We start from the raw sequence: 23828 nt of genomic DNA, 5'->3' as shown, positions 1-23828 counted from the left end.
TTGAAAAGTATGTTCTACAGGAGGCTGATGCTTTGAAACAGTCACTGCTTAAGACTGGACAATTAAAGCAGGAGTTAATTAAAGACTATCAGGATATCAATTTACAGCTTTTCGATATCGGGACAAAGGAGCAGCGAGTAGACCTTCTCGGCAAGAAAATTATCATTATGACAGTTCATCGCCGCGCTCCTGCCATACGGGCATTAGATCAGAAGAACCGGGAGGCTACCCGGATGTTTGATATACTGTTGATTGATGAATTCAAGGTTCATTTTAAACGGAAGCTTGAAGAAAAATACGGATTTAAAGTGGTAACCATCCTCAAGGATTACGATCCATTAACCGAGCAATCCGCTACGGTAGTGGTTTTGGAACATGAGGTGGAGACTTACTAAGGACAAGCAAAACTGACTGGCCAAATGATCTCCAAGTGAGGGCAGGCAAGCCGTCGGTAAATAAAACGTGCATGAAAAGAGGAAGCCTCTTTTGTGTTCGTTTTGTTTACCGGCGGCTTTTTATATAGATTAAAAAAATGTGGGGAGGATTATTAATGATCAGCGTTCAGGAAATAGTGAAGGGACTTAATGTGTTAACACATGGACGAGTACTGCAAGGAACGGAAAAAGAAGAATCCCATCCTTTCGTGATTTGGAAGTCTTCAGGGATTAAAGGGAAAGAAGTTTTGGAACGACCGGGCTTAGTTTATGGAGATCCAAAGAAAATAGTGAAAAAACTTGCTGTTTCAATGACGTTATCGGAGCAAGATATTGAATTAGCAGCTGCAACAGGAGTTGATGCTATAATTGCTCACCACCCGATCGCTGATGGTGCAAGTTCTGGAGGGGTTACCTTGCGGAACTATTTGGATTTATATGGCATTGCTATATTTGAACTCCACGAGGCGTTTCATGGACTTCATCCAGGCATCCCTTTTTTACATGGCCATAAGGTTTATCATTCTGATATTCACTATGGCAATAAAGAAGGCAATGTTTTGTTTGCGGGAAGAGTACTGCCTGAAGTAAAGAACTTAGGAGATGTTCTTGACCGTCTGGAAGCTTTTATGAATCTCGAACAAGAGAAACAGCTGGTCGAGGCGGAAAGAGAAATCCGCGGATTATCCTCTTCTCTTATTGAAACTTCACTTGTCACATGTGGGAGAATTGAAATAGGAACACGTGATACGCCCATCCAAAATATTTTGCATATCTTTCCTCATACCGGATTTTCAATAGAAGATTTACGAAGAGCAAAGGAGGAGTTTCCCCAAACAGACACAGTGATTGCATCCATTAGCCGAGTAAGCAATTCTAGTTCATTAGTTAGAGAGTGTTATGATCTTGGCCTGAATTTCCTTATTGGAAACTGCCACGTACTTGAAATCTATGAAAATGGTCTACCCCTTGCCTATTCTATGAACATGCTTTTCCCAGAAATTGAGGTGGTTGTTTTTCGTGAGAGGGTCACATCTGTCCCAGTAGCGAAAGTGGGAAATGAGAGATTAAAACAATACGCTAAAACGATGGCAGAGAATTATTTGGTAAAAAAAATACACGTGTAGTCAATATTAAAGGGAGGTATTAAGATGAAACAAATCCAGGAGTCTGTCTATGATATTGGGTACCGGAATGTTAAAGAAAAAAGAAAAATTGAATATGTTGGCCTCAGCTTAGTCGCTGTTCTCGTCGTGCTCCTTTTCTTTAAACCCGAGTGGATTGGCGGTGCATTCACTGCCATGGTTGAAAAAGTCCAGCCAACGGTCGTTAATGTTTTTTTAACAGGAAGTGTAGGAGTGGCCATTATTTTAAGCGTGATGACAGGGAGAATTTTAGAACGTCTCGGATTTACCGATGCACTCATCCGGCTGTTTGTCCCGATTACAAAGAAGCTGGGGATTAATCCTACGGTCGTTATCCCCGGACTTTATCATATCGTAGGTGATATAAATGCTGCCGGCCGCATTGCCGGCCCCATTTTAAAGAAGGCGCATGCAACAAAAGATGAGCAAAAAATTGCGGTTGCGACGATGGTTCAATGTCAGCAATCATTTTCCTGTTTTCTGCTCGGATTAATTGCTTTATCAGCAGCAGGAATTAACGCTTTTCCCGTTGTAGTTCTCACCATTTTTGCTCCTTTATTTGTAGTACCCTGGGTACTGAGCAAGACATTGTGGCGGAATACCAAAACAGTAAATTTGAAAGACCTTCCTTCCTTCACCCCGCATACCCCATTATTCCCAACGGTATTCAATGGGGCGAAAGAAGGAGCAGAACTCTTATTCTTATTTGTAATACCAGCGATTGCAGTGATATACGGTCTCATTGGTATTTTGGACTTTGCCGGCATCTGGCATCCAATTGAGACTGGCATGTCAACATTGTTTGGATGGATTGGCGTACATCCAGCTACTGGGATTACAGCAGTGATGGCGTCGCCAACACTTGCAATGGATCAAATGAAATCTATTGCCGCCGATTTGGATCCAAGGTTCGTGGTGGGAGCATTTGTCTTATCTGCCTCCGGATTGCCGTTATCTGATATTTTTGGACAGATCCCTGCGATCTGGTCAGCGAACTCAGACCTGTCGGCAAAGGAAGCGCTTAGTGCGGCTGTAATCGGTATGCTGCTTCGTCTAATTACAGTGTTAATCATGGCTTTAGGACTTACTCCACTCCTCTCTTAAAACTTTACTAAATTGGGTTATGCCTGTCTTCAGAAATTTGGAGACAGGCTTTTTCAATTCAATTCTTTACGAAATGTACGGGAATATAGGTAAAGCATTTTACACTTTGTCTAATGAAACAACACCCTACTACCGATATAATAGAATTTGAAAGTTTAGAATTTTTAAAAAAGTAAGGAGTGAGATGATGGCTGTAACGACGAATACCGTGCAAACACTGAAGAACTTTGTCAATGGACAGTGGATCGATTCCCAGGCAACCGATTTTCTGGAAGTACCCGATCCAGCAACAGGTATTGTGCTGGCGAGTGTTCCCATTTCAACAAAGGGAGAAGTGGCCGAAGCGGTTAAAGCCGCAAAAGCAGCATTTAAAACGTGGCGCAAAGTTCCTGTTCCAAAACGGGCCCGGATCCTGTTTAAATATCAACAGCTTCTCACCAAAAACCATGAGAGTCTCGCACAGCTTGTCGTCAAAGAAAATGGGAAAAGTTACAAGGAAGCGTACGGTGAAGTCCTGAGGGGGATCGAATGTGTTGAATTTGCCTGTGGAGCCCCGTCCCTTATGATGGGAGACTCCCTTTCAAGTATCGCTGAAGACATAGATTCTGAAATGTTCCGTTATCCGCTTGGGGTGGTGGGCGGAATTACGCCTTTTAACTTTCCGATGATGGTTCCTTGCTGGATGTTCCCACTCGCAATCGTATGTGGTAATACATTTGTGCTGAAGCCATCGGAACGAACTCCGATTCTAGCCAACCGTCTTGCGGAACTCCTCCATGAATCAGGATTGCCCCAAGGTGTTTTCAATATCGTTCATGGCGCCCATGATGTGGTTAATGGATTGATTGATCACAACGACGTAAAAGCGATCTCATTTGTTGGTTCACAGCCGGTAGCCAAATACGTTTATGAAAAAGCTGCGGCCCAGGGCAAACGGGTGCAAGCGTTATCCGGAGCGAAAAACCACCATATTGTCATGCCGGATGCTGAACTCGATAAAGCCGTGCAAAATGTGCTCAGTTCTTCTTTTGGAAGTGCGGGACAACGTTGTATGGCGTGCAGTGCCGTCATTTTGGTCGGCCGCCAGGATTCATTTGTTGAAGCATTAAAAGAAAAAGCAGATCACATGAAAATGGGATCCGGACTGGATGATGAAGTCCTTTTGACCCCTGTCATCCGCCAAAGCCACCGGGAAAAGGTGCTTGGTTTAATTCAGAAGGGACAGGAAGAAGGGGCTGTTTTGGTACGGGATGGAAGAGAGGATATGGAGCGCCATCCGGATGGAACCTTTCTTGGCGCCACGATTTTTGATCAGGTCACTCCGGAAATGACAATTGCCCGTGAAGAACTTTTCGCGCCGGTTCTCAGCATTTTGCGTGCGAACGATCTGGACCAGGCACTGGATATTGTGAATTCCTCCCGGTTTGGAAATTCCGCAACACTTTATACCCAGGATGCAAAAGCAGTCCGCCAATTCAGGGAAGAAGCAGAACCCGGCATGCTTGGCGTCAATGTGGGTGTACCGGCTCCTATGGCATTTTTTCCGTTTTCAGGGGCAAAAGATTCTTTTTATGGGGATCTTCATGCAAACGGAAAAGACGGATTGAACTTTTATACACGTAAAAAGATGATCACGTCCCGTTTTGTCTAACAGAGAGGAGAATATAGGATGCAAACTGAGCAAAAAGACGTGCTTCAACAAAAGGATGAAAAGTATATCTGGCACTCCATGAAGCGCTATAACCCTTCTACCATGGTAGTAAAATCGGCGAGTGGTTCATGGATCACTGATCAGGAGGGAAAAAAATATCTCGACGGGATGGCGGGGCTTTGGTCTGTTAACGTCGGATATGGACGTCAGGAGCTGGCCCAGGCTGCCTATGACCAATTAAAAGAACTGCCCTATTATCCTTTAACACAGAGCCACCAGCCGGCAGTTGAACTGGGAGAAAAGCTGAATGAGTGGCTGGGCGGAGATTATGTGATCTTCTTTTCAAACAGCGGTTCAGAAGCGAATGAAGCGGCGTTCAAAATTGTACGGCAATATCATCAGCAAAAAGGAGACGCGGGCCGACATAAATTTATTGCCCGCTACAGGGGTTATCATGGAAACTCGATGGGCGCTTTGGCAGCGACAGGGCAGGCGCAACGAAAATATAAATACGAGCCCCTGGCACAAGGATTTCTGCATGTTACACCTCCGGACAGCTACCGGCATCCGGATTATCATACACCGGAAACTTTCAGTGAAGAGTGTGCGTGCGAAATTGACCGTGTGATGACCTGGGAACTTTCAGAAACGATTGCCGGTGTCATCATGGAGCCCATCATCACCGGGGGAGGTGTCTTAATCCCCTCCGAAAGTTATATGGGACGGGTAGCAGAAATCTGCAAGAAACATGGAGCCCTTCTTATCTCTGATGAGGTGATTAATGGGTTCGGCCGAACCGGAAAACGATTTGGATTTATGAATTATGGTGTGCAGCCTGACATTGTAACCATGGCCAAAGGAATTACCAGTTCCTATCTTCCTCTGTCGGCCACTGCCGTTAAACGAGAAATCTATGAAGCGTTTAAAGGAGAAGAGGAATATGATCATTTCCGCCATGTGAACACGTTCGGCGGTAATCCTGCAAGCTGTGCAGTGGCTTTGAAAAACCTTGAGATTATGGAAAATGAAAATCTCGTGGACCATTCGAACATTCAGGGTGAAAAGCTGTTGCAGCAGTTGATGGAACTTGAAGATCATCCTTTAGTAGGCAATGTGCGTGGAAAAGGCCTTCTGATCGGTATTGAACTTGTAGAGGATAAGCAATCAAAAACTCCCCTGAATGCCAAGCAGGTCAATGGGGTAATTGCGGCCTGCAAGGAAAAGGGCGTATTGATTGGCAAAAATGGAGATACAGTTGCCGGATACAATAATGTTCTAACGCTTGCTCCGCCTCTTAATATCAATGACGAAGACCTTGAGATTCTTGGAAAAACGGTAAAAGAAGTCATTGCGGCACTATAAAAAGGAACGGAGCCATTGGCATATGTCCAGACGATGGCTCCACCTGTCTTATTCATTTTACATAGTGTCCAAGAATAGGGGGCATTTAATTAACAAATTGTATGATGAAAAATCGATTTAAAAGAGGTATAGTTAAAATATTCAGAATTTTAGAAGAAATACATACCATCTTTGTAGAATAGTACAAGCAAGAAAATTTTTTGAATCCATGCCGCCTTTGCAGTTTCCACACAACAAACCTTCCAACATCTACATTTCATGCTCTATCAAACAATTAAATAAAAGGGGAGATATGATGTCAAACTTGGTTACGATTGGTCTCATCCAGGCTTCCAATGAAGCAGATGGCAGTGAATCAGTAGCGGTTCATAAAGAAATGGCAATTGAGAAGCATATCAAACTGATTCGACATGCGGCTGAAAAAGGAGCACAAATCGTCTGTTTGCAGGAGATTTTCTATGGTCCTTATTTTTGTACGGAACAAAATGCCAAATGGTATGACGCCGCAGAAGAAATTCCGAACGGTCCCACGACCAGCCGGTTCCAAGCATTAGCAAGAGAACTGGGCATTGCCATTGTTCTTCCGATCTATGAACGGGAGGGCATCGCTACTTATTATAATACAGCTGCTGTCATTGATGCAGATGGATCCTATCTTGGAAAATACCGTAAGCACCATATTCCTCAAGTCAATGTTGGAAATAGCGGAAATGGCTTTTGGGAGAAATATTATTTCAAACCGGGCAACCTCGGTTATCCTGTATTTGATACTGCTTTTGCGAAAGTTGGAGTTTACATCTGTTACGACAGGCATTTCCCTGAAGGCGCTAGATTGCTTGGCCTTAATGGAGCAGAAATTGTTTTTAACCCTTCGGCCACTGTGGCTGGACTCTCCGAATACCTGTGGAAACTGGAACAGCCTGCCCATGCCGTGGCAAATGGCTATTATATCGGCGCAATAAACCGCGTCGGGATGGAAGGACCATGGAACCTTGGAGAATTTTATGGACAATCCTATCTTTGCGATCCAAGAGGAAGTTTTGTGGCGATTGGCAGCAGGGACAAGGATGAAGTGGTCATTGGAACCATGGACCGTGAATTGATCCGCGAAGTAAGAAATACATGGCAGTTTTTCAGAGACAGACGTCCGGAAACGTATCGGGAAATGACTGAGCTTTTACCATAAATCAAAAAGATCACGGGAGGCGAGGTTGATGAATAACGGAAGCCAGGTGTTTATTTCGCTGGAGGACCTGCAGCGGAATTTCGATGAAGTAAAGTCAGGATTAAGCCCCGCAGACGCGAGGGATGAATCAAACCGATGTTTATACTGTTACGATGCTCCTTGCATTCAGGCGTGCCCGACGGGCATTAACATCCCTTCTTTTATTAAAAAAATCGCATCCGGTAATTTAAAAGGCTCAGCACGCACCATCATGGAATCCAATCCTGTGGGAGCAAGCTGTGCGCGCGTCTGCCCGACAGAAGAGCTTTGTGAAGGAGCATGCGTGCTGAATCATTCCACAAAGCCAATCATGATCGGCGATTTGCAGCGCTTTGCGACCGACTGGGCCATCAAAAATGAACAGTCCCTGTTTGAACGGGGGCAAAAGAACGGTTTGAAAGTGGCCGTGGTGGGCGGCGGACCGGCTGGGTTGTCTGCAGCCCGGGAGCTGGCGCGCTTCGGTTATGAAGTTACCATTTTTGAAGCAAAGGAACGGGCCGGCGGGCTTAATACTTATGGAATTGTGTCTTTCCGTCTACCTGAGCGTATTTCACTGTGGGAAGTAAAGCAGGTCGAGGAACTGGGCGTTGAAATTAAGACCAGCACAATGGTCGGTAGAGACATTGAACCGGCCGAGATTTTGGAAGCCTATGACGCGGTCATCCTGGCGATTGGGATGTCCAAAGTGCCATTGCTGAAAATTGAGGGAGAAGAACTGGAAGGTGTCCATGACGCTATCCGGTTTGTTGAAGAAACAAAAACAAAGGAACTGACGCATCAGTATGTCGGAAAACGGGTTGCTGTCATTGGAGCGGGAAATACGGCGATTGATGCCGCTACCTGTTCTGTCCGCCTTGGGGCTGAGAACGTAAAAATTCTCTACCGTCGTACAATGGAGGAAATGACGGCTTATGATTTTGAATACGAATTTGCCAAACAGGATAATGTTGAGTTCCGCTGGCTTACAGCCCCGGTGCGCATTGTTGGGGATGAAAACGGCGTTGTGAAACAGCTCGAATGCATTCGGATGGAGCTTGGCGAACCCGGGCCGGACGGACGAAGAAGGCCGGTGCCGGTAGAAGGATCCGAATTTCTGCTTGAAGTGGATGCCGTTATTAAAGCGATTGGACAAACCCGACATACAGCTCTTGTGGAGGCTTTTGGCCTTCAACATCAATGGGGCGTCGTAAAAGTGGACTTGGAAACGTATCAAACGTCCAATGAAAAGATTTTTGCAGCTGGAGATGTCATTTTTGGTGACGGGCAAGGAGAAGCAATGGTGGTGACAGCGGCCCAGCAAGGCAAGACTGCGGCTTATGCGGTCCATCAGAAACTAAGAAACTCGATTATCGAAACAGCCTAACCATTCAAATGAGGAGGTTCAAAGTATGGCAGATCTTCGAATCAACCTTGCAGGCATAGAGTCTCCAAACCCTTTTTGGCTCGCTTCTGCACCACCTACCAATTCCGGCTATCAGGTTCAGCGTGCGTTTGAAGCAGGCTGGGGAGGAGCAGTATGGAAGACTCTGGGGGAACCGATCATCAATACAACAGCCCGCTTTGCAGCTGTCAGTTTTAACGGTAAAAAAGTAGCCGGGTTTAATAACATTGAACTAATTACCGATCGTCCGCTTGAAGTCAATTTAAAGGAAATCTATGAAACGAAAAAAAGGTTTCCAAACCACGCCATTATTGCTTCGCTTATGGTAGAGCCGGAGCGCGAAAAGTGGCATGAAATTGTCAAAAGGGTGGAAGATGTGGGTGTTGATGGGCTTGAATTAAACTTCGGATGTCCCCACGGAATGGCTGAACGGGGAATGGGCGCTGCTTCCGGTCAGCAGCCTGACCTTGTGGAAGCCCAGACCATGTGGGCAAAGGAAGCCGCACGGACACCCGTTATTGTTAAGCTGACTCCTAATATCACCGATATTACCGTAACGGCACGTGCTGCTGTACAGGGAGGGGCGGACGCCATCAGCATGATCAATACGATCAACAGCCTGGCTGGCGTGGATATTGATACATGGAATACCATTCCGCATGTGGCTGGAAAAGGCGCTCACGGTGGCTATTGTGGTCCGGCTGTTAAGCCGATTGCGCTGAATATGGTGGCAGAATGTGCGAGAAATCCGCTAATTAATGTGCCGATTTCAGGAATTGGCGGTATTTCCACCTGGAAGGATGCCGTTGAGTTTATGCTGATGGGCGCGGGCGGTGTACAGGTATGTACTGCGGCCATGCACCATGGATTCAGCATAGTGGAAGATATGATCGACGGTTTGAACAACTATTTGGATGAAAAGGGCATTGCATCTGTTCATGATCTGATCGGCAAATCGGTGGAACGCTATTCGGATTGGGGCAACCTTGATTTAAATTACCGGATTGTCGCCCGAATCAACCAAGATGTATGCATCAACTGCAACAAATGCCATATTGCCTGTGAAGATACCTCACATCAGTGTATTGACATGCTGACCGATCCAGACGGGACCCGCTACTTGCAGGTGCGGGAAGACGATTGTGTCGGATGCAATCTTTGCTCTATCGTCTGTCCTGAAGACGGCGCCATCGACATGGTGGAACTAACGCATGAACAGCCGCCGATGACATGGAATGAACGCCAGACCGTTTTGGCCGGTTTTAAAGGAAATTAAGGGAGGAAGAAGCCGATGAAAAAGATTATAAAAAACGGAACCATTGTTACCGCATCTGATACTTATGTGGCCGATGTTCTGGTCCAAGACGGAAAGGTTGCCGCCATTGGGAAGGACTTGCCATCAGATGGACTCGAAGTGATTGATGCCGAAGGATGTTACTTGTTTCCCGGCGGAGTAGATCCCCATACCCATCTTGAGATGCCTTTTGGAGGAACCGTAAGCCGAGATGACTTTGAAACAGGAACTATCGCTGCAGCTTTTGGCGGAACAACAACAGTCATTGACTTTTGTTTAACCGACAAAGGAGTACCATTGAAAAATTCGATAGAAACCTGGCATAAGAAATCGAAAGATAAAGCGGTCATTGATTATTCATTCCATTTGATGATCGGAGAAATCAATGAAGATGTGCTGCAGGAAATCCCCCAGGTGATTGAAGAGGAAGGTATTACATCTTTTAAAGTCTTTATGGCGTATAAAAATGTGCTTCAGGCCGATGACGAGACTCTTTATAAAACACTTGTGATGGCCAAAGAGCAAGGAGCCCTTGTGATGGTTCACGCCGAAAATGGAGATGTGATCGATTTTCTGACAAAAAAGGCGCTTGGTGAAGGAAAGACCGATCCAATCTATCATGCTCTGACGCGTCCGCCGGAACTTGAAGGCGAAGCAACTGGTCGTGCTTGCTTGATGGCAGGGCTTGCCAATTCCCAATTGTATGTGGTTCACGTAACCTGCAGGGAAGCTGTGGAAAAAATAGCGGAAGCACGAAGCAAAGGATACAACGTGTACGGTGAAACCTGTCCGCAATACCTTGTATTGGATCAAAGCGAGATGGAACGGCCCGATTTTGAAGGTGCCAAGTATGTCTGGTCACCGCCGTTGCGTGAAAAGCAACATCAGGAGCATTTGTGGAATGCTTTAAAGAACGGCCAGCTGCAGGCACTGGGTTCGGATCAATGCTCGTTTGATTTTGAAGGACAAAAAGATCTTGGAAAAGAGGATTTCACGAAGATTCCAAACGGCGGTCCGTTTATCGAAGACCGTTTTACGGTCCTCTTTTCAGAAGGCGTCAAAAAGGGCCGTATTACCCTTAATCAATTTGTGGATATTGTTTCTACTCGTTCTGCGAAATTGTTCGGTCTCTTCCCGGAAAAAGGAACCATCGCTGTTGGCAGTGATGCGGACCTCGTCATTTTTGACCCGGCAGTGGAGCGGACCATCTCCGTGAAAAATCATCATATGGCCGTTGACTATAATGCCTTTGAGGGCATGAGGGTGACCGGTGAGCCTGTTTCCGTTCTGTCTCGCGGTGAGTTTGTCATCAAGGATAAACAGTTTGTCGGCGAACTCGGAAAAGGGAAGTATGTGAAGAGAAAACGGTTTAATGCCGTGGAGAACAAGGAAATGGCAGCTCTTTCTAAATCCAGATAGGTTTGAATATTAAGAGGCAAGGGAGGCTGGTGTATGACTGCGTCACAGGAATATTTTGAAGAGAAGGCAAAAATTGATCTCCTTCTGAACCAGGGCTATACGATAACAAAAGTTACAGAAAACCTGGATGGAGCCACAGTTGTTTTTGAAGCAGCGAATCAAAGGAATCAAGAGGTGCTGCTGATTGAAACAGCGGACGCAAGAAAATATTTTTCTTCCATTATGGTCTCATTGCAAAAGAATCTCACGTTGGCAGAATAATAGAGTTGAAAGGTTGTTGGCTAATAAACAACAGCCTTTTTATACATAGAAGGAGGAGTACTGATGCAGGTTCAAGAACTGAAGATTAATCGTGAACGACTGAATGGCCGCCTCAATGAACTATCGAAAATAGGGAAAATAGGTGATACGGGCGTATGCCGTCCCGCTCTTTCTTCTGTAGAAAAGGAAGCGTTTGAACTGGCTGGCTCTTGGATGAAAGAGGCTGGCTTAAAGGTCAGGATCGATCATTTTGGAAATCTGATTGGGCGGATGGAAGGGAAAAACCCTGATGCCCCGGTTCTCATGATGGGTTCTCATTTGGATTCACAGCCGTATGGAGGACGGTATGACGGTCCGGCAGGCGTCCTTTCTGCTATAGAGGCTGTAGCAACGCTTAGTGAACAGGAAATAAAACCTGATCGCCCCATTGAAGTGGTATCCTTTTGTGATGAGGAGGGCTGGCGTTTTAACCGCGGGCTGTTCGGCTCAAGGGGCATTCTTGGAAAACTGGAAGAAGCTGACCTGGAGCGTAAAGACCAGGATGGCGTAACAAGAGAACAGGCACTCCGTGAATTTGGCTGTGACCCGGGAAAATTTCACGAATCGCAATATAAACCCGGCAGCATCCATGCGTTTTTGGAACTGCACATTGAACAAGGGCCTGTTTTGGATAAAGGGAACTTGCCGCTTGGCGTCGTTTCCGGTATATCAGGTCCGCTGTGGTGGACAGTTAAATTAAAAGGCTTTGCCGGTCATGCAGGTTCCGTTCCCATGGCTATGCGCCAGGATGCCATCCTGGGCATGTCGGAAATCTCCCTTGCTCTTAATCGCATTGTCCGGCAGGAAGAGGGTGCACCAACTGTTGGTACTGTAGGTCACGTACAGGTGTTTCCGAATTCAAGAAATATTATAGCAGAGGAAGTGACCTTTACCATCGATCTGCGGGATATTGACCAAAATCGCAGGGACGCCTATGAAAAACAATTAAGGCAGGAGATCAATGATATCTGTGATAAATACCATTTGTCCTATGACATACAAGAAGACACCAACAGCGAACCCAGATATTGTGCGGAGTGGATCAAAGAAATTATGCACAGTGAAAGCAAGCAGATGGGACTTGAATTGCCAGAATTAATGAGTGGTCCGTTTCATGATGCACTGATGCTTTCCTACGCCTGTGACTATGGAATGATTTTTGTCCGCTGCAAGGATGGGATCAGCCATAATCCGGCGGAATATTCCTCTCCGGAGGATTTGACGCTCGGTGCTGAACTGCTTTATCGGACAATGATCAAAATGATGGCCACTTAATATATTGGAAGGGACTCTGGCGACACTCAGGGTCCTTTTTTGCATTAGACTTACCTTTTGTGTATGGGCTTATATATTGAAAAAGGCGGATGTTTGGTTATTGCAGCCACATCCGCTATGGCCATTTCTATTGGCACGAGCGCATTTGCAAAAGAAAACGGATCAAAAAAGATTTACGCCCTACCGGACAGTAACAGAAGTTTATGATTGGGGAGCTGCTGTTGCAAAAGTGATTGTTGATTTGGGGATGGAGGCTGGATCAGAAAATGTCCATTTATCGGTATTTGACGATGTTCATGATCTGACTGGATTTTATAGAAATAGTTACGGAACGCCTTATCAGTACAACAGTGCTGGATCTATGTATATAAACAATGTGCCCGTGCTTGATAATAACGGAAAGAAAACGGCGATTATAGAATGGACGGCATCATAGTTAAGGTAGATATAATATGAAAAAGAGCTCCGGTCAATTAGAAATGGAGCTCTTTCCTTTTTGTGAATAAATGGAACCACACCATCTGAATTACACCAGCAACCAGTACGCCAATGATTGTATCCCTCAGCCGGTCAAAGGCGTAGTGCCCGGTCTGATGTTCAAATACAAAAACAAAAAGTATGGTAAGGGCAACCTGGTGAATTACTTTTTTGCTAAAGTTGAAATACTTTGCGGTGAAGCATCCAATCAGAATTAAAAGTCCAAGACTCCAACCCTCGACCTTGAAAAATTTTGCAATCAGGACTGTTACCGAAATTCCTATCAGTGTTCCAATCACCCGTTTTACAGAAATTGAAATCGTTTGATCAAAGCTGGACTGGATAGTCAGGATAACAGAAAGAGGAGCAAGGTACGGGTGGTTGGATCCTAAATACTTAGAAATTTCCCAGGAAACGGCAGACCCAAGCGCCAGCTTCCAGACGAGAATGGATAAATTTTCAGATTGGTTTTCAGTAATATTGCTGTTCATTAAAACCCCGCTGCGCTTAAAATTTTTATTAGTATTATCTCCAATGAAGAACATATGTATTTTTTCAAATGATCGAACAGCGGGGTTTCATCAACGTTTCCTGTTTCGCAACACAGTAATAAAGCCGTCCAATATATCGTGAGTCACGACAAAACCTTTCCGCTTATAAAATTCGAGTGCGTTTTCGTTTCCATTTGACACATAGATGAACAAATCTTCAACCTCGTTAAATTGCCGGAGCCACTCCATGGACATTTCAAACAACTTCGAGCCGACCCCATATTGACGGTATCCGTCTTTTATATAAAATTGGGAAAGGCAGCCGACATAATCGCCTGAAACAGAATCCAAATCAAAGAATGTGGCAAAGTCATTGGAGTACGTGATCTTGGGAGAAACATTGGAATAGACATAGCCAATCATCTCGTCTTCATCCTTCACGGCGACGAGATGATTATGAAGCGCCGACCCCATGGAAGGAAGCATTCTTGTTTCAAAATTCATGGAGTCAAAGAGTTCCGGCTTGATCACAGCCCTGGACTTTTGGTAGCCCATCAGTTCATTGCATAGCTCTTTGCATTGTACCGCTTGATCATCGGGCAAAATCTCATAGGTTAAGTTCATATCTTTCATCCTTTCATTTTCTCAAATAAAAAAACCTACGATATAATCGTAATACAACCAGCATGGAAAACAAGTATGCAGTAATTTATGAGTAAGTCAGTAAAAACTGAGTAAAGGGTGGTATAGTGCTTCGTGGAACAGTATAAACGAAAAGAAGATTGTCCGTTAACGTTTGCCCTTACCTTAATCGGAAGCAAGTGGCGGCTTCCGATCATATGGGCGTTATGGAACGGAAAAACCTTGCGATACAACGAACTAAAACGAAGAGTGGATGGTATCACCAATATGGTGTTATCACAGTCATTAAAAGAAATGGAAAACCATGGGTTGATTCTTCGCAAGCAATATATGGAGATTCCACCGAGAGTTGAGTACTCACTGACGATGGATGGAGAAGCTTTGATTCCATCTCTTGAATCATTGGCGAAGTGGGGAAAAACCATGCAGAATAAATAGGCATTTTGAAAAAATTTTAGACAAGATAAAGACTCCCTTTCATCCAGCAAGGGAGTCTTCTTTTTATCCGGCTTCTTTTTCCGAAAACTGGCTGTTGTACAGATCGGCATAGAAACCGTCTGCTGCTAGCAGCGTATCGTGTGTCCCTTGTTCGATCACTTTCCCCTGGTCCATGACAAGAATCAGGTCTGCATCCTTAATAGTCGAGAGGCGATGGGCAATCACAAAGCTGGTGCGCCCATTCATCAAATGGTTCATGGCCTTCTGAATATAAATTTCTGTCCTTGTATCCACGTTGGATGTCGCTTCATCAAGAATCATGATGTGCGGATCCGCCAGAACAGCCCGGGCAATGGTTAAGAGCTGCTTTTGCCCTTGCGAGATGTTGGACGCTTCTTCATTCAACACGGTCTCATATCCCTCAGGCAGAGTACGGATGAAATGGTCTGCATGCGCCGTCCGGGCAGCAGTGATAATTTCTTCATCGGTTGCTCCCGTTTTCCCAAAAGCAATATTTTCTTTAATCGTTCCATGAAAAAGCCAGGTGTCCTGAAGAACCATGCCAAACTTGCGGCGGAGTTCGGATCGTGGCATATTTCTCGTATCTGTTCCGTCAATTTCGATCAATCCGCCATTCAGTTCATAAAAACGCATCAGGAGGTTAATGAGGGTCGTTTTGCCTGCACCTGTTGGTCCGACAATTGCCACTGTCTGGCCGGGAGCTACCTCGATATTCATATCTTCAATCAGCAATGAATCTCCATAACCAAAGTCCACATGTTCAAAACGGACAGCACCTTCTGTTCGTTTAAAAACCATATCTGTTTGTTCTTTTTGTTCCTCTTGTTCATCAAGCAGTTCAAAGACCCGCTCAGCAGCTGCCACTGTCGATTGAATGATATTGGCGATGTTGGCTGTCTGGGTCACAGGCTGTGTGAATTGTTTGGAATAAGTAATAAAGGCTTGTATGTCACCAATGGAGATGGCCCGTTTGGTGACCAGGATCCCGCCGATCACACTGATGAGTACATAGCTTAGATTCCCGATAAAGAACATCATAGGCATTATAATTCCGGAAATAAATTGTGCTTTGCTTCCGGCATGGTACAGTTCTTCATTGATTCCTTTGAATTGCGAGATGGCCGCTTTTTCATGACCGAATGCTTTCACCACCTGATGTCCGGTATACATTTCTTCAATATGGCCGTTCAATTGGCCCAACGTCTTTTGCTGGTCTGCAAAATGTTTTTGGGACCGTTTCAGAATCGGACGGATAACAAACATGGACAGCCCGAGACTTACAATGGAAAGCAGTGTGAGCAAAGGACTGATCGAAAGCATCATGATAATAATTCCAAGGATAGTCACGATGGAAGTAATGAACTGTGTTAAACTTTGCTGAAGCGTGCTTCCGATCAAATCAATATCATTGGTCATCCGGCTCAGTGTTTCTCCATTTGGCCGGCCGTCGAAGTATTTGAGGGGCAGCTTCTCCAGTTTCTGATTAACATCCCGTCTGAGATCAAACACGGTGTCCTGAGCAACAGTCGACATTAAATACTGCTGAAGAAGATTAAAAAGGCTGCTGAGCACATACAGTCCTGCAAGGATGAGAAGCAGTTGTCCGATTTTTTCAAAGTCAATGGCAGCTCCCGGTATGCCTTTATATTTTCCATAGGCTCCTTCAAACAATACCGTAATGGCTTTACCCGTAATCTTCGGTCCGATAATCACAAAAACGGTACTGATAATAGCTGCGATAAAGACTGCGACCAGTTTTCGTTTTCTTGGTTTTAAATAGGATAAAAGCCGGAGTAGTGTTCCTTTGAAGTTTTTTGCCTTCTGGCCCATCATTAACATGCTGCCTCCGCCAGGGCCATGGCCCATTCTGCCGCCTTGTGGCCTGCTCATGCAATTTCCTCCTCTGTGAGCTGGGACAATGCGATTTCCCTGTAAACCTCATTGGTTTCCAGAAGCTCCTCATGTGTTCCCATACCAGCTATTTTTCCTTTCTCAAGAACAATGATCCGGTCGGCATCCATAACGGTACTGACACGTTGTGCCACAATTAAGACGGTGGCGTTTCTGGTCTCTTCCTTGAGCGCTGCCCTTAACCTGGCATCTGTCTTGAAATCGAGCGCTGAGAAGCTGTCATCGAATAAGTAAATATCCGGTTTTCGAATAAGCGCCCTTGCGATGGAAAGCCTTTGCTTTTGTCCTCCAGACAGGTTGGATCCGCCTTGTTCCAATCTGGACTCAAAGCCGTCCTTCATCTTGAGAATAAAATCTTCAGCCTGCGCGATTTCCGCGGCATGCCGGATTTCTGCATCAGAAGCATCGGGTTTTCCATAGCGGATGTTTTCAGCAATCGTTCCTGTAAAAAGAACCGCTTTTTGCGGAACAAAACCAATCTTTGACCGAATTTCGTCTTGCTTGGCATGATCAACGTTCACACCGTTCAACCGGATCGTTCCTTCCAAACACTCATAAAAACGCAGGATCAATTGAAGCAGGGTGGATTTCCCGGACCCGGTTCCGCCGATGATGGCTGTAATTTCTCCGGGCTGTGCTTTAAAACTGATAGAGGAGAGAGCGGGTTCTTCGGCACCTGGATAGCTGAAGGTGACCTGATCAAATTCAAGGGTTCCCGGCTCAGCGTCTGCTCGTTCTGTCCCCTTATCCTCCATTGCCGGCTGAATGTTCAGTACTTCATTGATCCTGGCGGCAGATACGGCTGCGCGCGGAACCATGACAAACATCATTGATGACATGACGAGGGCAAACATGATTTGCATGGCATACTGCGTGAATGCCATTAAGTCACCAATCTGCATGGTGCCGTTGTCAATTCGCATGCCTCCGAACCAAATGATCCCGACAATGGTCAAATTCATAACCAGCATCATGACTGGCATCATAAAGGCCATAATCCGGTTTACACGGATCGAGACATCCCTGAGGTCTTTATTCGCGTGCTGAAGGCGTTTCTTTTCCTCGGATTCACGATTAAACGCCCGAATCACCCTGATGCCCGTTAGATTTTCCCGAAGGACCAGATTCAGGCGGTCCAGCCGATTCTGCACGGTTTTAAAAAGTGGAACTGCTTTGTATAAAATCAGCAGGATGGAGGCGACCAGCACGGGAAGAGTCACCACAATCACCAAAGACAACTTGGCATCTTTTGAGACAGCCATGATGATTCCACCGACCAGCATGATGGGGGCGCTGATCACCATACGCAGCATCATGATAACCACTTGCTGCACCTGGGTAATATCGTTCGTTGTTCTCGTAATGAGAGAGGCGGTTCCCACCTGATCAAATTCATGCAGTGAGAAACGTTCCACGTGTTCAAACACCTTTAGGCGAATATCACGCCCGAGTCCAATGGCCGCTTTGGAAGAAAAATAGCTTGCGGTAACTGAAGCCAGAGCACCGACAGCTGAGAAAAGGAGCATCCAGCCTCCGACTTCCCAGATGTAGGATAACTTACCGGGAACCACGCCTTTGTCGATAATGTCCGACATGAGAGTGGGCAGGAACAGGTCAGACATGGATTGGATGAAAATCAATCCAAACACCCCGGCGACCATCCACTTATAGGGCGCTAAGTTTTTTAGTATTTTTATCATGAAGCATTATCCTCCTTTACTCTTTTTCTTCAAGATGCTGAGCAATGTGCAGGTGTGTTTTTAGAAGATTATGAAACTGGTCATCTTCCAGATCTTGAACAGCCTCCCCGAAAGCCATGTGGATGCCATCTTCTTGCTCATGAATCGTCTTTAATAGTTTCTTTCCTTTTTCGGTAATGGAAAGTTGGATTTCCCGTCGGTTGTCTTCGACCGGCTGCCGATGCAGCAAGCCTTCCCGAACCAAAGCATCCACCGACTGACTAAGTGTACTTTTTGCAAAAAAGGTCTTTTCTCCAAGATTCTTCTGAGTTAGTTCCTTATGAAGAATCATGGCGGTTAAAATGGTATATTGCGGCACGGACAAGCCGTTATCAGCTGCTGTCCGCTGAATAATCCGCATGACATTTTTTTGTACATTCCAAAAAGAGCGGAGAAGCTGAACCGACCGGGTGGTATGCAGTGTTTCAAATTCCATGAACGATCATTCCTTCTGTTTATTAACTGTTCATTTTAGAACAATTCATATATGAACTATTATACGTTACCTCCAACCTCTTGCACAGTCAATAGGCTGAAGGAAAAATAGGCATGGTTATGATTCTCCTAAAATGAAGACTGAAGGTTTTATAAATCCAGAAGAAAGTAGTTTTTTTTCAAAGACTGTGTTTTTTTACCACTGTAAAATAAGGATACAGAAAATTTAAAATTTTTAAGGAGCTGTTGTCATGAATCGAACGATGTCAGAAAAGCGTTCCAAGCGGTTTAAAGTGCTTGAAGAGCGGCCAGTTAACAAAGACGGATTCGTACAGGAATGGCCGGACCAGGGATTTGTTGCTATGTCCAGTCCTCATGATCCAGCACCGTCATTAACAATAAAAAACGGCAGGATCACGGAAATGGACGGCAAAGAACGACAAGACTTTGATATGCTGGATCAGTTCATTGCCGACTATACGATCGACGTGTCGGCAGCAGGGGAAGTCATGAAAATGGAAAGTATCGAGATTGCCAGGAAACTGGTGGACATTCATGTTTCCCGTTCGGAAATGATTTCGATCGTCAAGGGAATGACCCCGGCGAAAGTGGTGGAAGTGCTGAACCATCTGAATGTGGTTGAAATGATGATGGCCCTGCAGAAAATGAGAGCAAGAAAAACCCCGGCCAATCAATGCCATGTAACCAATGTTCGGGATAATCCGATCCTGATGGCTGCCGATGCCGCAGAAGCGGGAATTCTTGGGTTTGATGAACAGGAGACCACCGTCGGCATTGTTCGTTATGCTCCGTTTAATGCACTTGCCTTGCTTGTCGGTTCGCAGACTGCAAGAGGAGGAGTTCTGACACAGGATGCACTGGAAGAAGCAACGGAATTGCGGCTGGCCATGCTGGGCCTAACCACTTATGCCGAAACCATTTCCATTTACGGAACGGAATCCGTCTTTATGGACGGAGATGACACACCGTGGTCAAAATCTTTTTTGGCTTCCGCTTATGCTTCAAGAGGTGCAAAAATGCGCTTTACGTCTGGTACAGGCTCAGAAGTGCAAATGGCAGGTGCCGAAGGAAAGTCCATGCTTTATCTGGAAGTCCGCTGTGTCATGATGGCAAAGGGAGCCGGCGTTCAGGGGCTGCAAAATGGATCCATTAGCTGTATCGGCATTCCTGCGGCTGTGCCGAGCGGTTTGCGGGCGGTTCTGGCGGAAAATTTGGCCACCACCATGTTTGATCTTGAAGTCGCCTCGGGAAATGACCAAACATTTTCCCATTCGGAAATCAGACGAAGCGCCAAAATGCTCTGCCAATTGCTGCCTGGGACTGATTTTATTTTCTCCGGTTTCAGCGCAGTACCTAATAGTGATGATATGTTTGCAGGCTCCAATATGGACTCCTCGGATATTGACGACTTTCTTATCATACAGCGGGATATGATGGTCGACGGCGGACTTAAACCGGTGGAGGAAACGGAAGTCATCAATGTCCGTTATCAGGCAGCGAAATCCATGCAGGCGATCTTTGAAGACCTTGGTTTTCCAAAAATCACAGATGAAGAAGTTGAAGCGGCAACCTATGCCAACAGCAGTGCTGATATGCCAAAGCGCAATGTGGTGGAAGATCTGAAGGCGGCGGAGCGAATCTTAACAGAAGAGATTACAGGTTTTGAGGTCGCGCTTATCCTTGCCAAAAGAGGCTATAAGCAAACCGCTGAGCGGATATTCAATATGCTGAAGCATAAAGTGGCAGGTGATTATTTGCATACTTCGGCGATTATCAATGCGCAAAATGTGGTGTTGAGTGCGGTCAATGATGAAAACGATTACAAAGGACCTGGAACAGGCTACCGATTGGGCGGGGAGCGATGGGAAGAAATCAAAAATATCCGCCAGGCGATCAGTCCCAGCGACTATTAAGGAGGAAAGCTCATGATTGGCACGTTTGAAATACTCATGAATCTGAATGACGGAGATACGGCACAAAAAGGAACAATGGCCAACGAAGTCGTTATTGCGATTTCTCCTGCTTTTGGAAAAGAACTGAATAAAACGATTGTGAAAGTCGATCATAGCACGGTGCTCAGAGAAATTGTTTCAGGTATTGAAGAGCAAGGGGCGCAGCCACGCATTATTCGAAGTTACCATACAGCAGATCTGGCTTTTATGGGCCATCAGGCAGCAAAACTGAGCGGATCAGGTATCGGAATCGGACTGCAATCCAGAGGCACGACCGTTATTCATCAAAAAGATCTGGATCCCTTGAGCAATCTGGAACTTTTTCCACAATCGCCGTCGATTACACTGGAAACCTACAGGGCCATTGGAAAAAATGCGGCGCTATATGCGCTCGGTGAAAGTGTCGATCCTGTCCCGTCCGTCAATGATCAAATGGCCAGGCCCAGATACCAGGCGATTGCTGCCCTGCTTCATTTACGGGAAGCCGAGCAGGTGATTAAAAACAAAAAGCCGGTTGAGGTCGAATGGAGTTTTTCAATCAAGGAGGAGGCAAATTGATGGCAAGCTTAACAAAAGCAGATTATCCATTAGGGCAAAAACGGTCGGAGTTAATCTATACTCCAACGCAAAAAAAATTGGAAGATCTCACACTCGAAGCGGCGATAAACGGTGGGATTACGAGCAAGGACATGCGGATCAGTCCCGAAACGCTCACCATGCATGCCGAGATTGCCGAAAGTCTTCATCGTGATCAGCTGGGGCAAAATTTCCGGCGCGCGGCTGAACTCATTAACATATCGGATCAGCGCATATTGGAAATATATAATGCATTGCGACCTAACCGTTCCACAAAAGAAGAGCTGCTACAAATAGCGGATGAGCTTGAAAATGAGTACCAAGCGGCAGAAAATGCAAAACTCGTACTGGAAGCTGCAGAAGTTTACGAAAGACGGGGCATTCTGCGGCAAGCAGGAGAGTAAAGATGGAAAAGGAGATTATCGCTGGAATTGACATCGGAAATTCAACGACCGAGATTGCCATTGCCAAAGTTGGAGATAGAAATCCTTTGTTTCTGTCGCAGCATCTTGTTTCGACAACTGGTGTAAAAGGGACTGCTGAGAATATCAAGGGAATTGTCGCCTGTCTGGATAAAGTGCTGGAAAAAGCAGGTATCACTGTTGCGGATCTATCACGAATCCGCCTGAATGATGCAGTGCCTGTAATTGGGGATCTTGCGATGGATCTGATCAGTGAAACGATTATTACTGAATCATCCATGATCGGTCATAATCCCGATACACCTGGAGGCGGTGGTCTCGGGGTGGGAGAAACCGTCATGATTGATGAGCTGCCAAAACAAAGGAGAGATAAAGATTTAATTGTGGTCGTTCCAGAGTCCTTTGATTATGAATGGGTGGCCTATATGATCAACCGGTGTGTAAAGGACGGATTCTCTGTGAAAGGAGCCATCATCCAAAAGGACGATGGTGTACTGGTGCATAACCGGTTACAGGAAAAAATCCCTATTGTGGATGAAGTTTCCTTTATTGAAAAAGTTCCGCTTCATAAGCTGGCTGCAGTAGAGGTGGCGCTCTCGGGGCATGTGGTCCGTATGCTTTCCAACCCATATGGACTTGCAACTGTATTCAGTTTGAGCCCGGAAGAAACCAGGCAAATTGCCCCTGTGGCCAAATCTCTGGTCGGTGTCCGTTCCGCAGTTGTAATTCGGACTCCTCAGGGAGAAATTGTGGAACGAAAAATAGAAGCAGGAAACATTACATTAGTTGGGGACAAGGATTCAGTCTCTATCCCGATCAACGACGGGGCGGAGAGGATCATGCAGGCCTATGAGAACATCGGGGATCTGATCGATGTTCAGGGCGAAATGGGAACGAACGTCGGCGGGATGCTGAACGGTCTCAGGCAAGACCTGGCAAATATGACGGGTCAGTACGCCAGTGACATTCATATTTCAGACATGCTGGCAGTGGATGCTGGCATACCGACTTCCATCAGCGGTGCGATGGCTGGAGAAATCGCCATGGAACAAGGGGTAGCCCTGGCTTCCATGGTAAAAACAGAAAAACTCTCTGTTCATAAAGTAGCTGATTTGCTTCAACAACGATTGGACGTTGAGGTTGAGGTCGGAGGAATTGAAGCGGAAATGGCGATGCGCGGAGCATTGACAACACCGGGAACAGAACAGCCTTTGGTCATCCTTGATATGGGTGGAGGTTCAACAGATGCTGCTGTCATTAACCATAAAGGACAAATAACGACAACACACCTGGCAGGGGCGGGAGATATGGTTACGCTAATCATTAAGTCAGAATTGGCGCTGGAGGACATTGATCTCGCTGAAAAAATAAAGAAGTATCCTTTGGGAAAAGTGATCAGCCTTTTTCATATGCAGCTTGAGGATGGTACCATTTCCTTTACGGAAACGCCGTATGCTCCTGAGACGTTTGGCAAAGTCGTTATACGCGAGGAAAGCGGTCTGACGCCATTGCCTATACGGGACAGTCTGGAGAAAATCCGCCATGTACGCCGGGAAGCCAAACGAAAGGTTTTTGTAACTAACGCCTTGAGGGCGCTGGAAAAAGTATCGCCTACCCAAAACCTTCGTCATCTTTCGTTTGTAGTAATGCTTGGCGGGTCGGCACTTGATTTTGAAATTCCGCAAATGATCACCGAAGAGCTGTCCAGATTTTCTATTGTTGCGGGCTTTGCGAATACCAGAGGAACAGAAGGTCCAAGAAATGCTGTTGCCACGGGACTTATTTTGTCTGTGACCGAAGAGGTGACCAATGGATGATCATAAAGCTGTATTTGTTCCTATTATTTCCCAAAAAGTGTCATCTTCCATCTCTTTAAAAGAAATGTGTGCCGGCCTGGAAGAAGAAGGTGTTCCTTACCGGATTTCGGCAGAACCTCAGGAACACTCATCCTCACTGCCCATTTCTATTCTCATAAAAGGAAACCAGTTCATGATTTTTCATGAAAAACTTCCCGAGGGTCAATCTTATCTGAATGGTACAGCGGGCCTGGAGCGATGGGGAGGGAAAAATGCGGCGAGATTGGTAAAAGGCCTTCCGCTATGCCTTGAATAAC

At 45.7% G+C, this 23828-nt stretch carries 23 protein-coding genes; 18 read left to right on the top strand and 5 right to left on the bottom strand.

The window, feature by feature from the left end:
- Positions 1-32 precede the first annotated feature (32 nt).
- The 12 genes from BLT53_RS07845 (at position 33) to BLT53_RS07790 (ending at position 13026) form a co-directional block, all read left to right on the top strand.
- Entirely contained in the window at positions 33-395 is a 363-nt protein-coding gene (locus BLT53_RS07845) for a Na-translocating system protein MpsC family protein (protein ID WP_244520379.1), read from the top strand.
- A 155-nt stretch (positions 396-550) separates the two neighbouring features.
- Positions 551-1561: a Nif3-like dinuclear metal center hexameric protein gene (locus BLT53_RS07840; protein WP_090233947.1), complete on the top strand. Its 1011-nt coding sequence runs from the start codon at positions 551-553 to the stop codon at positions 1559-1561.
- Positions 1562-1585: 24 nt separating this feature from the next.
- The gene (locus tag BLT53_RS07835) at positions 1586-2683 is read left to right on the top strand and encodes a hypothetical protein (protein ID WP_170834273.1); all 1098 of its coding nucleotides are present in this window, start codon (positions 1586-1588) and stop codon (positions 2681-2683) included.
- 187 nt (positions 2684-2870) lie between these two features.
- Positions 2871-4334 carry a CoA-acylating methylmalonate-semialdehyde dehydrogenase gene (locus tag BLT53_RS07830; protein ID WP_090233946.1) on the top strand — a complete coding sequence of 488 codons (1464 nt, stop codon included), beginning with the start codon at positions 2871-2873 and terminating at the stop codon, positions 4332-4334.
- A gap of 18 nt (positions 4335-4352) precedes the next feature.
- Positions 4353-5696 carry an aspartate aminotransferase family protein gene (locus tag BLT53_RS07825; protein ID WP_090233944.1) on the top strand — a complete coding sequence of 448 codons (1344 nt, stop codon included), beginning with the start codon at positions 4353-4355 and terminating at the stop codon, positions 5694-5696.
- A 295-nt stretch (positions 5697-5991) separates the two neighbouring features.
- Complete coding sequence (locus tag BLT53_RS07820) at positions 5992-6882, top strand: nitrilase-related carbon-nitrogen hydrolase (protein ID WP_090233942.1); 891 nt, start codon at positions 5992-5994, stop codon at positions 6880-6882.
- 28 nt (positions 6883-6910) lie between these two features.
- Positions 6911-8284, top strand: a complete 1374-nt coding sequence (locus BLT53_RS07815; protein WP_090233941.1) for an NAD(P)-dependent oxidoreductase — start codon at positions 6911-6913, stop codon at positions 8282-8284.
- 25 nt (positions 8285-8309) lie between these two features.
- On the top strand, positions 8310-9578 hold the full coding sequence (preA, locus tag BLT53_RS07810; RefSeq protein ID WP_090233939.1) for an NAD-dependent dihydropyrimidine dehydrogenase subunit PreA: 1269 nt from the start codon (positions 8310-8312) through the stop codon (positions 9576-9578).
- 15 nt (positions 9579-9593) lie between these two features.
- Complete coding sequence (hydA, locus tag BLT53_RS07805; RefSeq protein ID WP_090233938.1) at positions 9594-11015, top strand: dihydropyrimidinase; 1422 nt, start codon at positions 9594-9596, stop codon at positions 11013-11015.
- A gap of 33 nt (positions 11016-11048) precedes the next feature.
- Complete coding sequence (locus BLT53_RS07800; protein WP_090233936.1) at positions 11049-11276, top strand: hypothetical protein; 228 nt, start codon at positions 11049-11051, stop codon at positions 11274-11276.
- A 63-nt stretch (positions 11277-11339) separates the two neighbouring features.
- Entirely contained in the window at positions 11340-12590 is a 1251-nt protein-coding gene (locus tag BLT53_RS07795) for a M20 family metallo-hydrolase (RefSeq protein ID WP_090233935.1), read from the top strand.
- Positions 12591-12666: 76 nt separating this feature from the next.
- Positions 12667-13026: a hypothetical protein gene (locus BLT53_RS07790; RefSeq protein ID WP_090233934.1), complete on the top strand. Its 360-nt coding sequence runs from the start codon at positions 12667-12669 to the stop codon at positions 13024-13026.
- Positions 13027-13063: 37 nt separating this feature from the next.
- Here the strand turns inward: BLT53_RS07790 and BLT53_RS07785 are convergent, their stop codons facing one another.
- Positions 13064-13558 (bottom strand): FUSC family protein, encoded by a 495-nt coding sequence (locus tag BLT53_RS07785; protein ID WP_170834272.1) that lies wholly within the window; start codon positions 13556-13558, stop codon positions 13064-13066.
- A 90-nt stretch (positions 13559-13648) separates the two neighbouring features.
- Positions 13649-14182: a GNAT family N-acetyltransferase gene (locus BLT53_RS07780; RefSeq protein WP_090233931.1), complete on the bottom strand. Its 534-nt coding sequence runs from the start codon at positions 14180-14182 to the stop codon at positions 13649-13651.
- Between the two features lie 132 nt (positions 14183-14314).
- Here BLT53_RS07780 and BLT53_RS07775 point away from each other — a divergent pair, with 132 nt between their 5' ends.
- On the top strand, positions 14315-14638 hold the full coding sequence (locus BLT53_RS07775; RefSeq protein ID WP_090233929.1) for a winged helix-turn-helix transcriptional regulator: 324 nt from the start codon (positions 14315-14317) through the stop codon (positions 14636-14638).
- 63 nt (positions 14639-14701) lie between these two features.
- Here BLT53_RS07775 and BLT53_RS07770 read toward each other — a convergent pair whose 3' ends face one another.
- Genes BLT53_RS07770 through BLT53_RS07760 form a run of 3 tightly spaced genes read right to left on the bottom strand, consistent with a single transcriptional unit; the run spans position 14702 to position 18745 of the window.
- Positions 14702-16549: an ABC transporter ATP-binding protein gene (locus tag BLT53_RS07770; protein ID WP_090233927.1), complete on the bottom strand. Its 1848-nt coding sequence runs from the start codon at positions 16547-16549 to the stop codon at positions 14702-14704.
- Positions 16546-18270 (bottom strand): ABC transporter ATP-binding protein, encoded by a 1725-nt coding sequence (locus BLT53_RS07765; RefSeq protein ID WP_090233926.1) that lies wholly within the window; start codon positions 18268-18270, stop codon positions 16546-16548. The genes BLT53_RS07770 and BLT53_RS07765 overlap by 4 nt, the downstream gene beginning before the upstream one ends.
- Positions 18271-18286: 16 nt before the next feature.
- Positions 18287-18745: a MarR family winged helix-turn-helix transcriptional regulator gene (locus BLT53_RS07760; RefSeq protein ID WP_090233924.1), complete on the bottom strand. Its 459-nt coding sequence runs from the start codon at positions 18743-18745 to the stop codon at positions 18287-18289.
- A 250-nt stretch (positions 18746-18995) separates the two neighbouring features.
- Here BLT53_RS07760 and BLT53_RS07755 point away from each other — a divergent pair, with 250 nt between their 5' ends.
- The 5 genes from BLT53_RS07755 to BLT53_RS07735 are packed head-to-tail and all read left to right on the top strand — an operon-like array spanning position 18996 to position 23827.
- Entirely contained in the window at positions 18996-20678 is a 1683-nt protein-coding gene (locus BLT53_RS07755; protein ID WP_244520378.1) for a propanediol/glycerol family dehydratase large subunit, read from the top strand.
- Between the two features lie 12 nt (positions 20679-20690).
- Positions 20691-21275, top strand: a complete 585-nt coding sequence (locus tag BLT53_RS07750) for a propanediol/glycerol family dehydratase medium subunit (RefSeq protein ID WP_090233923.1) — start codon at positions 20691-20693, stop codon at positions 21273-21275.
- A complete protein-coding gene (locus BLT53_RS07745) occupies positions 21275-21697 on the top strand; it encodes a diol dehydratase small subunit (RefSeq protein ID WP_090233922.1) in 423 nt (140 codons plus the stop codon). The genes BLT53_RS07750 and BLT53_RS07745 overlap by 1 nt, the downstream gene beginning before the upstream one ends.
- 2 nt (positions 21698-21699) lie before the next feature.
- The gene (locus BLT53_RS07740; RefSeq protein WP_090233920.1) at positions 21700-23532 is read left to right on the top strand and encodes a diol dehydratase reactivase subunit alpha; all 1833 of its coding nucleotides are present in this window, start codon (positions 21700-21702) and stop codon (positions 23530-23532) included.
- The gene (locus tag BLT53_RS07735) at positions 23525-23827 is read left to right on the top strand and encodes a glycerol dehydratase reactivase beta/small subunit family protein (protein ID WP_090233918.1); all 303 of its coding nucleotides are present in this window, start codon (positions 23525-23527) and stop codon (positions 23825-23827) included. The genes BLT53_RS07740 and BLT53_RS07735 overlap by 8 nt, the downstream gene beginning before the upstream one ends.
- Position 23828 lies beyond the last annotated feature (1 nt).

The organism is Fictibacillus solisalsi (assembly GCF_900103485.1).
GTDB lineage: Bacteria > Bacillota > Bacilli > Bacillales > Fictibacillaceae > Fictibacillus_C > Fictibacillus_C solisalsi.
Note: the sequence above shows the minus strand (reverse complement) of the source record. Positions and strands in the feature narration are given on the sequence as shown.

Bases quoted from the DNA above. Each gene is read 5' to 3' on its own strand.
- BLT53_RS07750 (WP_090233923.1), top strand. From the start codon at position 20,691: ATGATTGGCACGTTTGAAATACTCATGAATCTGAATGACGGAGATACG.
- BLT53_RS07760 (WP_090233924.1), bottom strand. From the start codon at position 18,745: ATGGAATTTGAAACACTGCATACCACCCGGTCGGTTCAGCTTCTCCGC.
- BLT53_RS07830 (WP_090233946.1), top strand. From the start codon at position 2,871: ATGGCTGTAACGACGAATACCGTGCAAACACTGAAGAACTTTGTCAAT.
- BLT53_RS07755 (WP_244520378.1), top strand. From the start codon at position 18,996: ATGAATCGAACGATGTCAGAAAAGCGTTCCAAGCGGTTTAAAGTGCTT.
- BLT53_RS07785 (WP_170834272.1), bottom strand. From the start codon at position 13,558: ATGAACAGCAATATTACTGAAAACCAATCTGAAAATTTATCCATTCTC.
- BLT53_RS07800 (WP_090233936.1), top strand. From the start codon at position 11,049: ATGACTGCGTCACAGGAATATTTTGAAGAGAAGGCAAAAATTGATCTC.
- BLT53_RS07765 (WP_090233926.1), bottom strand. From the start codon at position 18,270: ATGATAAAAATACTAAAAAACTTAGCGCCCTATAAGTGGATGGTCGCC.
- BLT53_RS07795 (WP_090233935.1), top strand. From the start codon at position 11,340: ATGCAGGTTCAAGAACTGAAGATTAATCGTGAACGACTGAATGGCCGC.
- BLT53_RS07835 (WP_170834273.1), top strand. From the start codon at position 1,586: ATGAAACAAATCCAGGAGTCTGTCTATGATATTGGGTACCGGAATGTT.
- hydA (WP_090233938.1), top strand. From the start codon at position 9,594: ATGAAAAAGATTATAAAAAACGGAACCATTGTTACCGCATCTGATACT.
- BLT53_RS07740 (WP_090233920.1), top strand. From the start codon at position 21,700: ATGGAAAAGGAGATTATCGCTGGAATTGACATCGGAAATTCAACGACC.
- BLT53_RS07825 (WP_090233944.1), top strand. From the start codon at position 4,353: ATGCAAACTGAGCAAAAAGACGTGCTTCAACAAAAGGATGAAAAGTAT.
- BLT53_RS07735 (WP_090233918.1), top strand. From the start codon at position 23,525: ATGGATGATCATAAAGCTGTATTTGTTCCTATTATTTCCCAAAAAGTG.
- preA (WP_090233939.1), top strand. From the start codon at position 8,310: ATGGCAGATCTTCGAATCAACCTTGCAGGCATAGAGTCTCCAAACCCT.
- BLT53_RS07840 (WP_090233947.1), top strand. From the start codon at position 551: ATGATCAGCGTTCAGGAAATAGTGAAGGGACTTAATGTGTTAACACAT.
- BLT53_RS07770 (WP_090233927.1), bottom strand. From the start codon at position 16,549: ATGAGCAGGCCACAAGGCGGCAGAATGGGCCATGGCCCTGGCGGAGGC.
- BLT53_RS07780 (WP_090233931.1), bottom strand. From the start codon at position 14,182: ATGAACTTAACCTATGAGATTTTGCCCGATGATCAAGCGGTACAATGC.
- BLT53_RS07815 (WP_090233941.1), top strand. From the start codon at position 6,911: ATGAATAACGGAAGCCAGGTGTTTATTTCGCTGGAGGACCTGCAGCGG.
- BLT53_RS07745 (WP_090233922.1), top strand. From the start codon at position 21,275: ATGGCAAGCTTAACAAAAGCAGATTATCCATTAGGGCAAAAACGGTCG.
- BLT53_RS07820 (WP_090233942.1), top strand. From the start codon at position 5,992: ATGTCAAACTTGGTTACGATTGGTCTCATCCAGGCTTCCAATGAAGCA.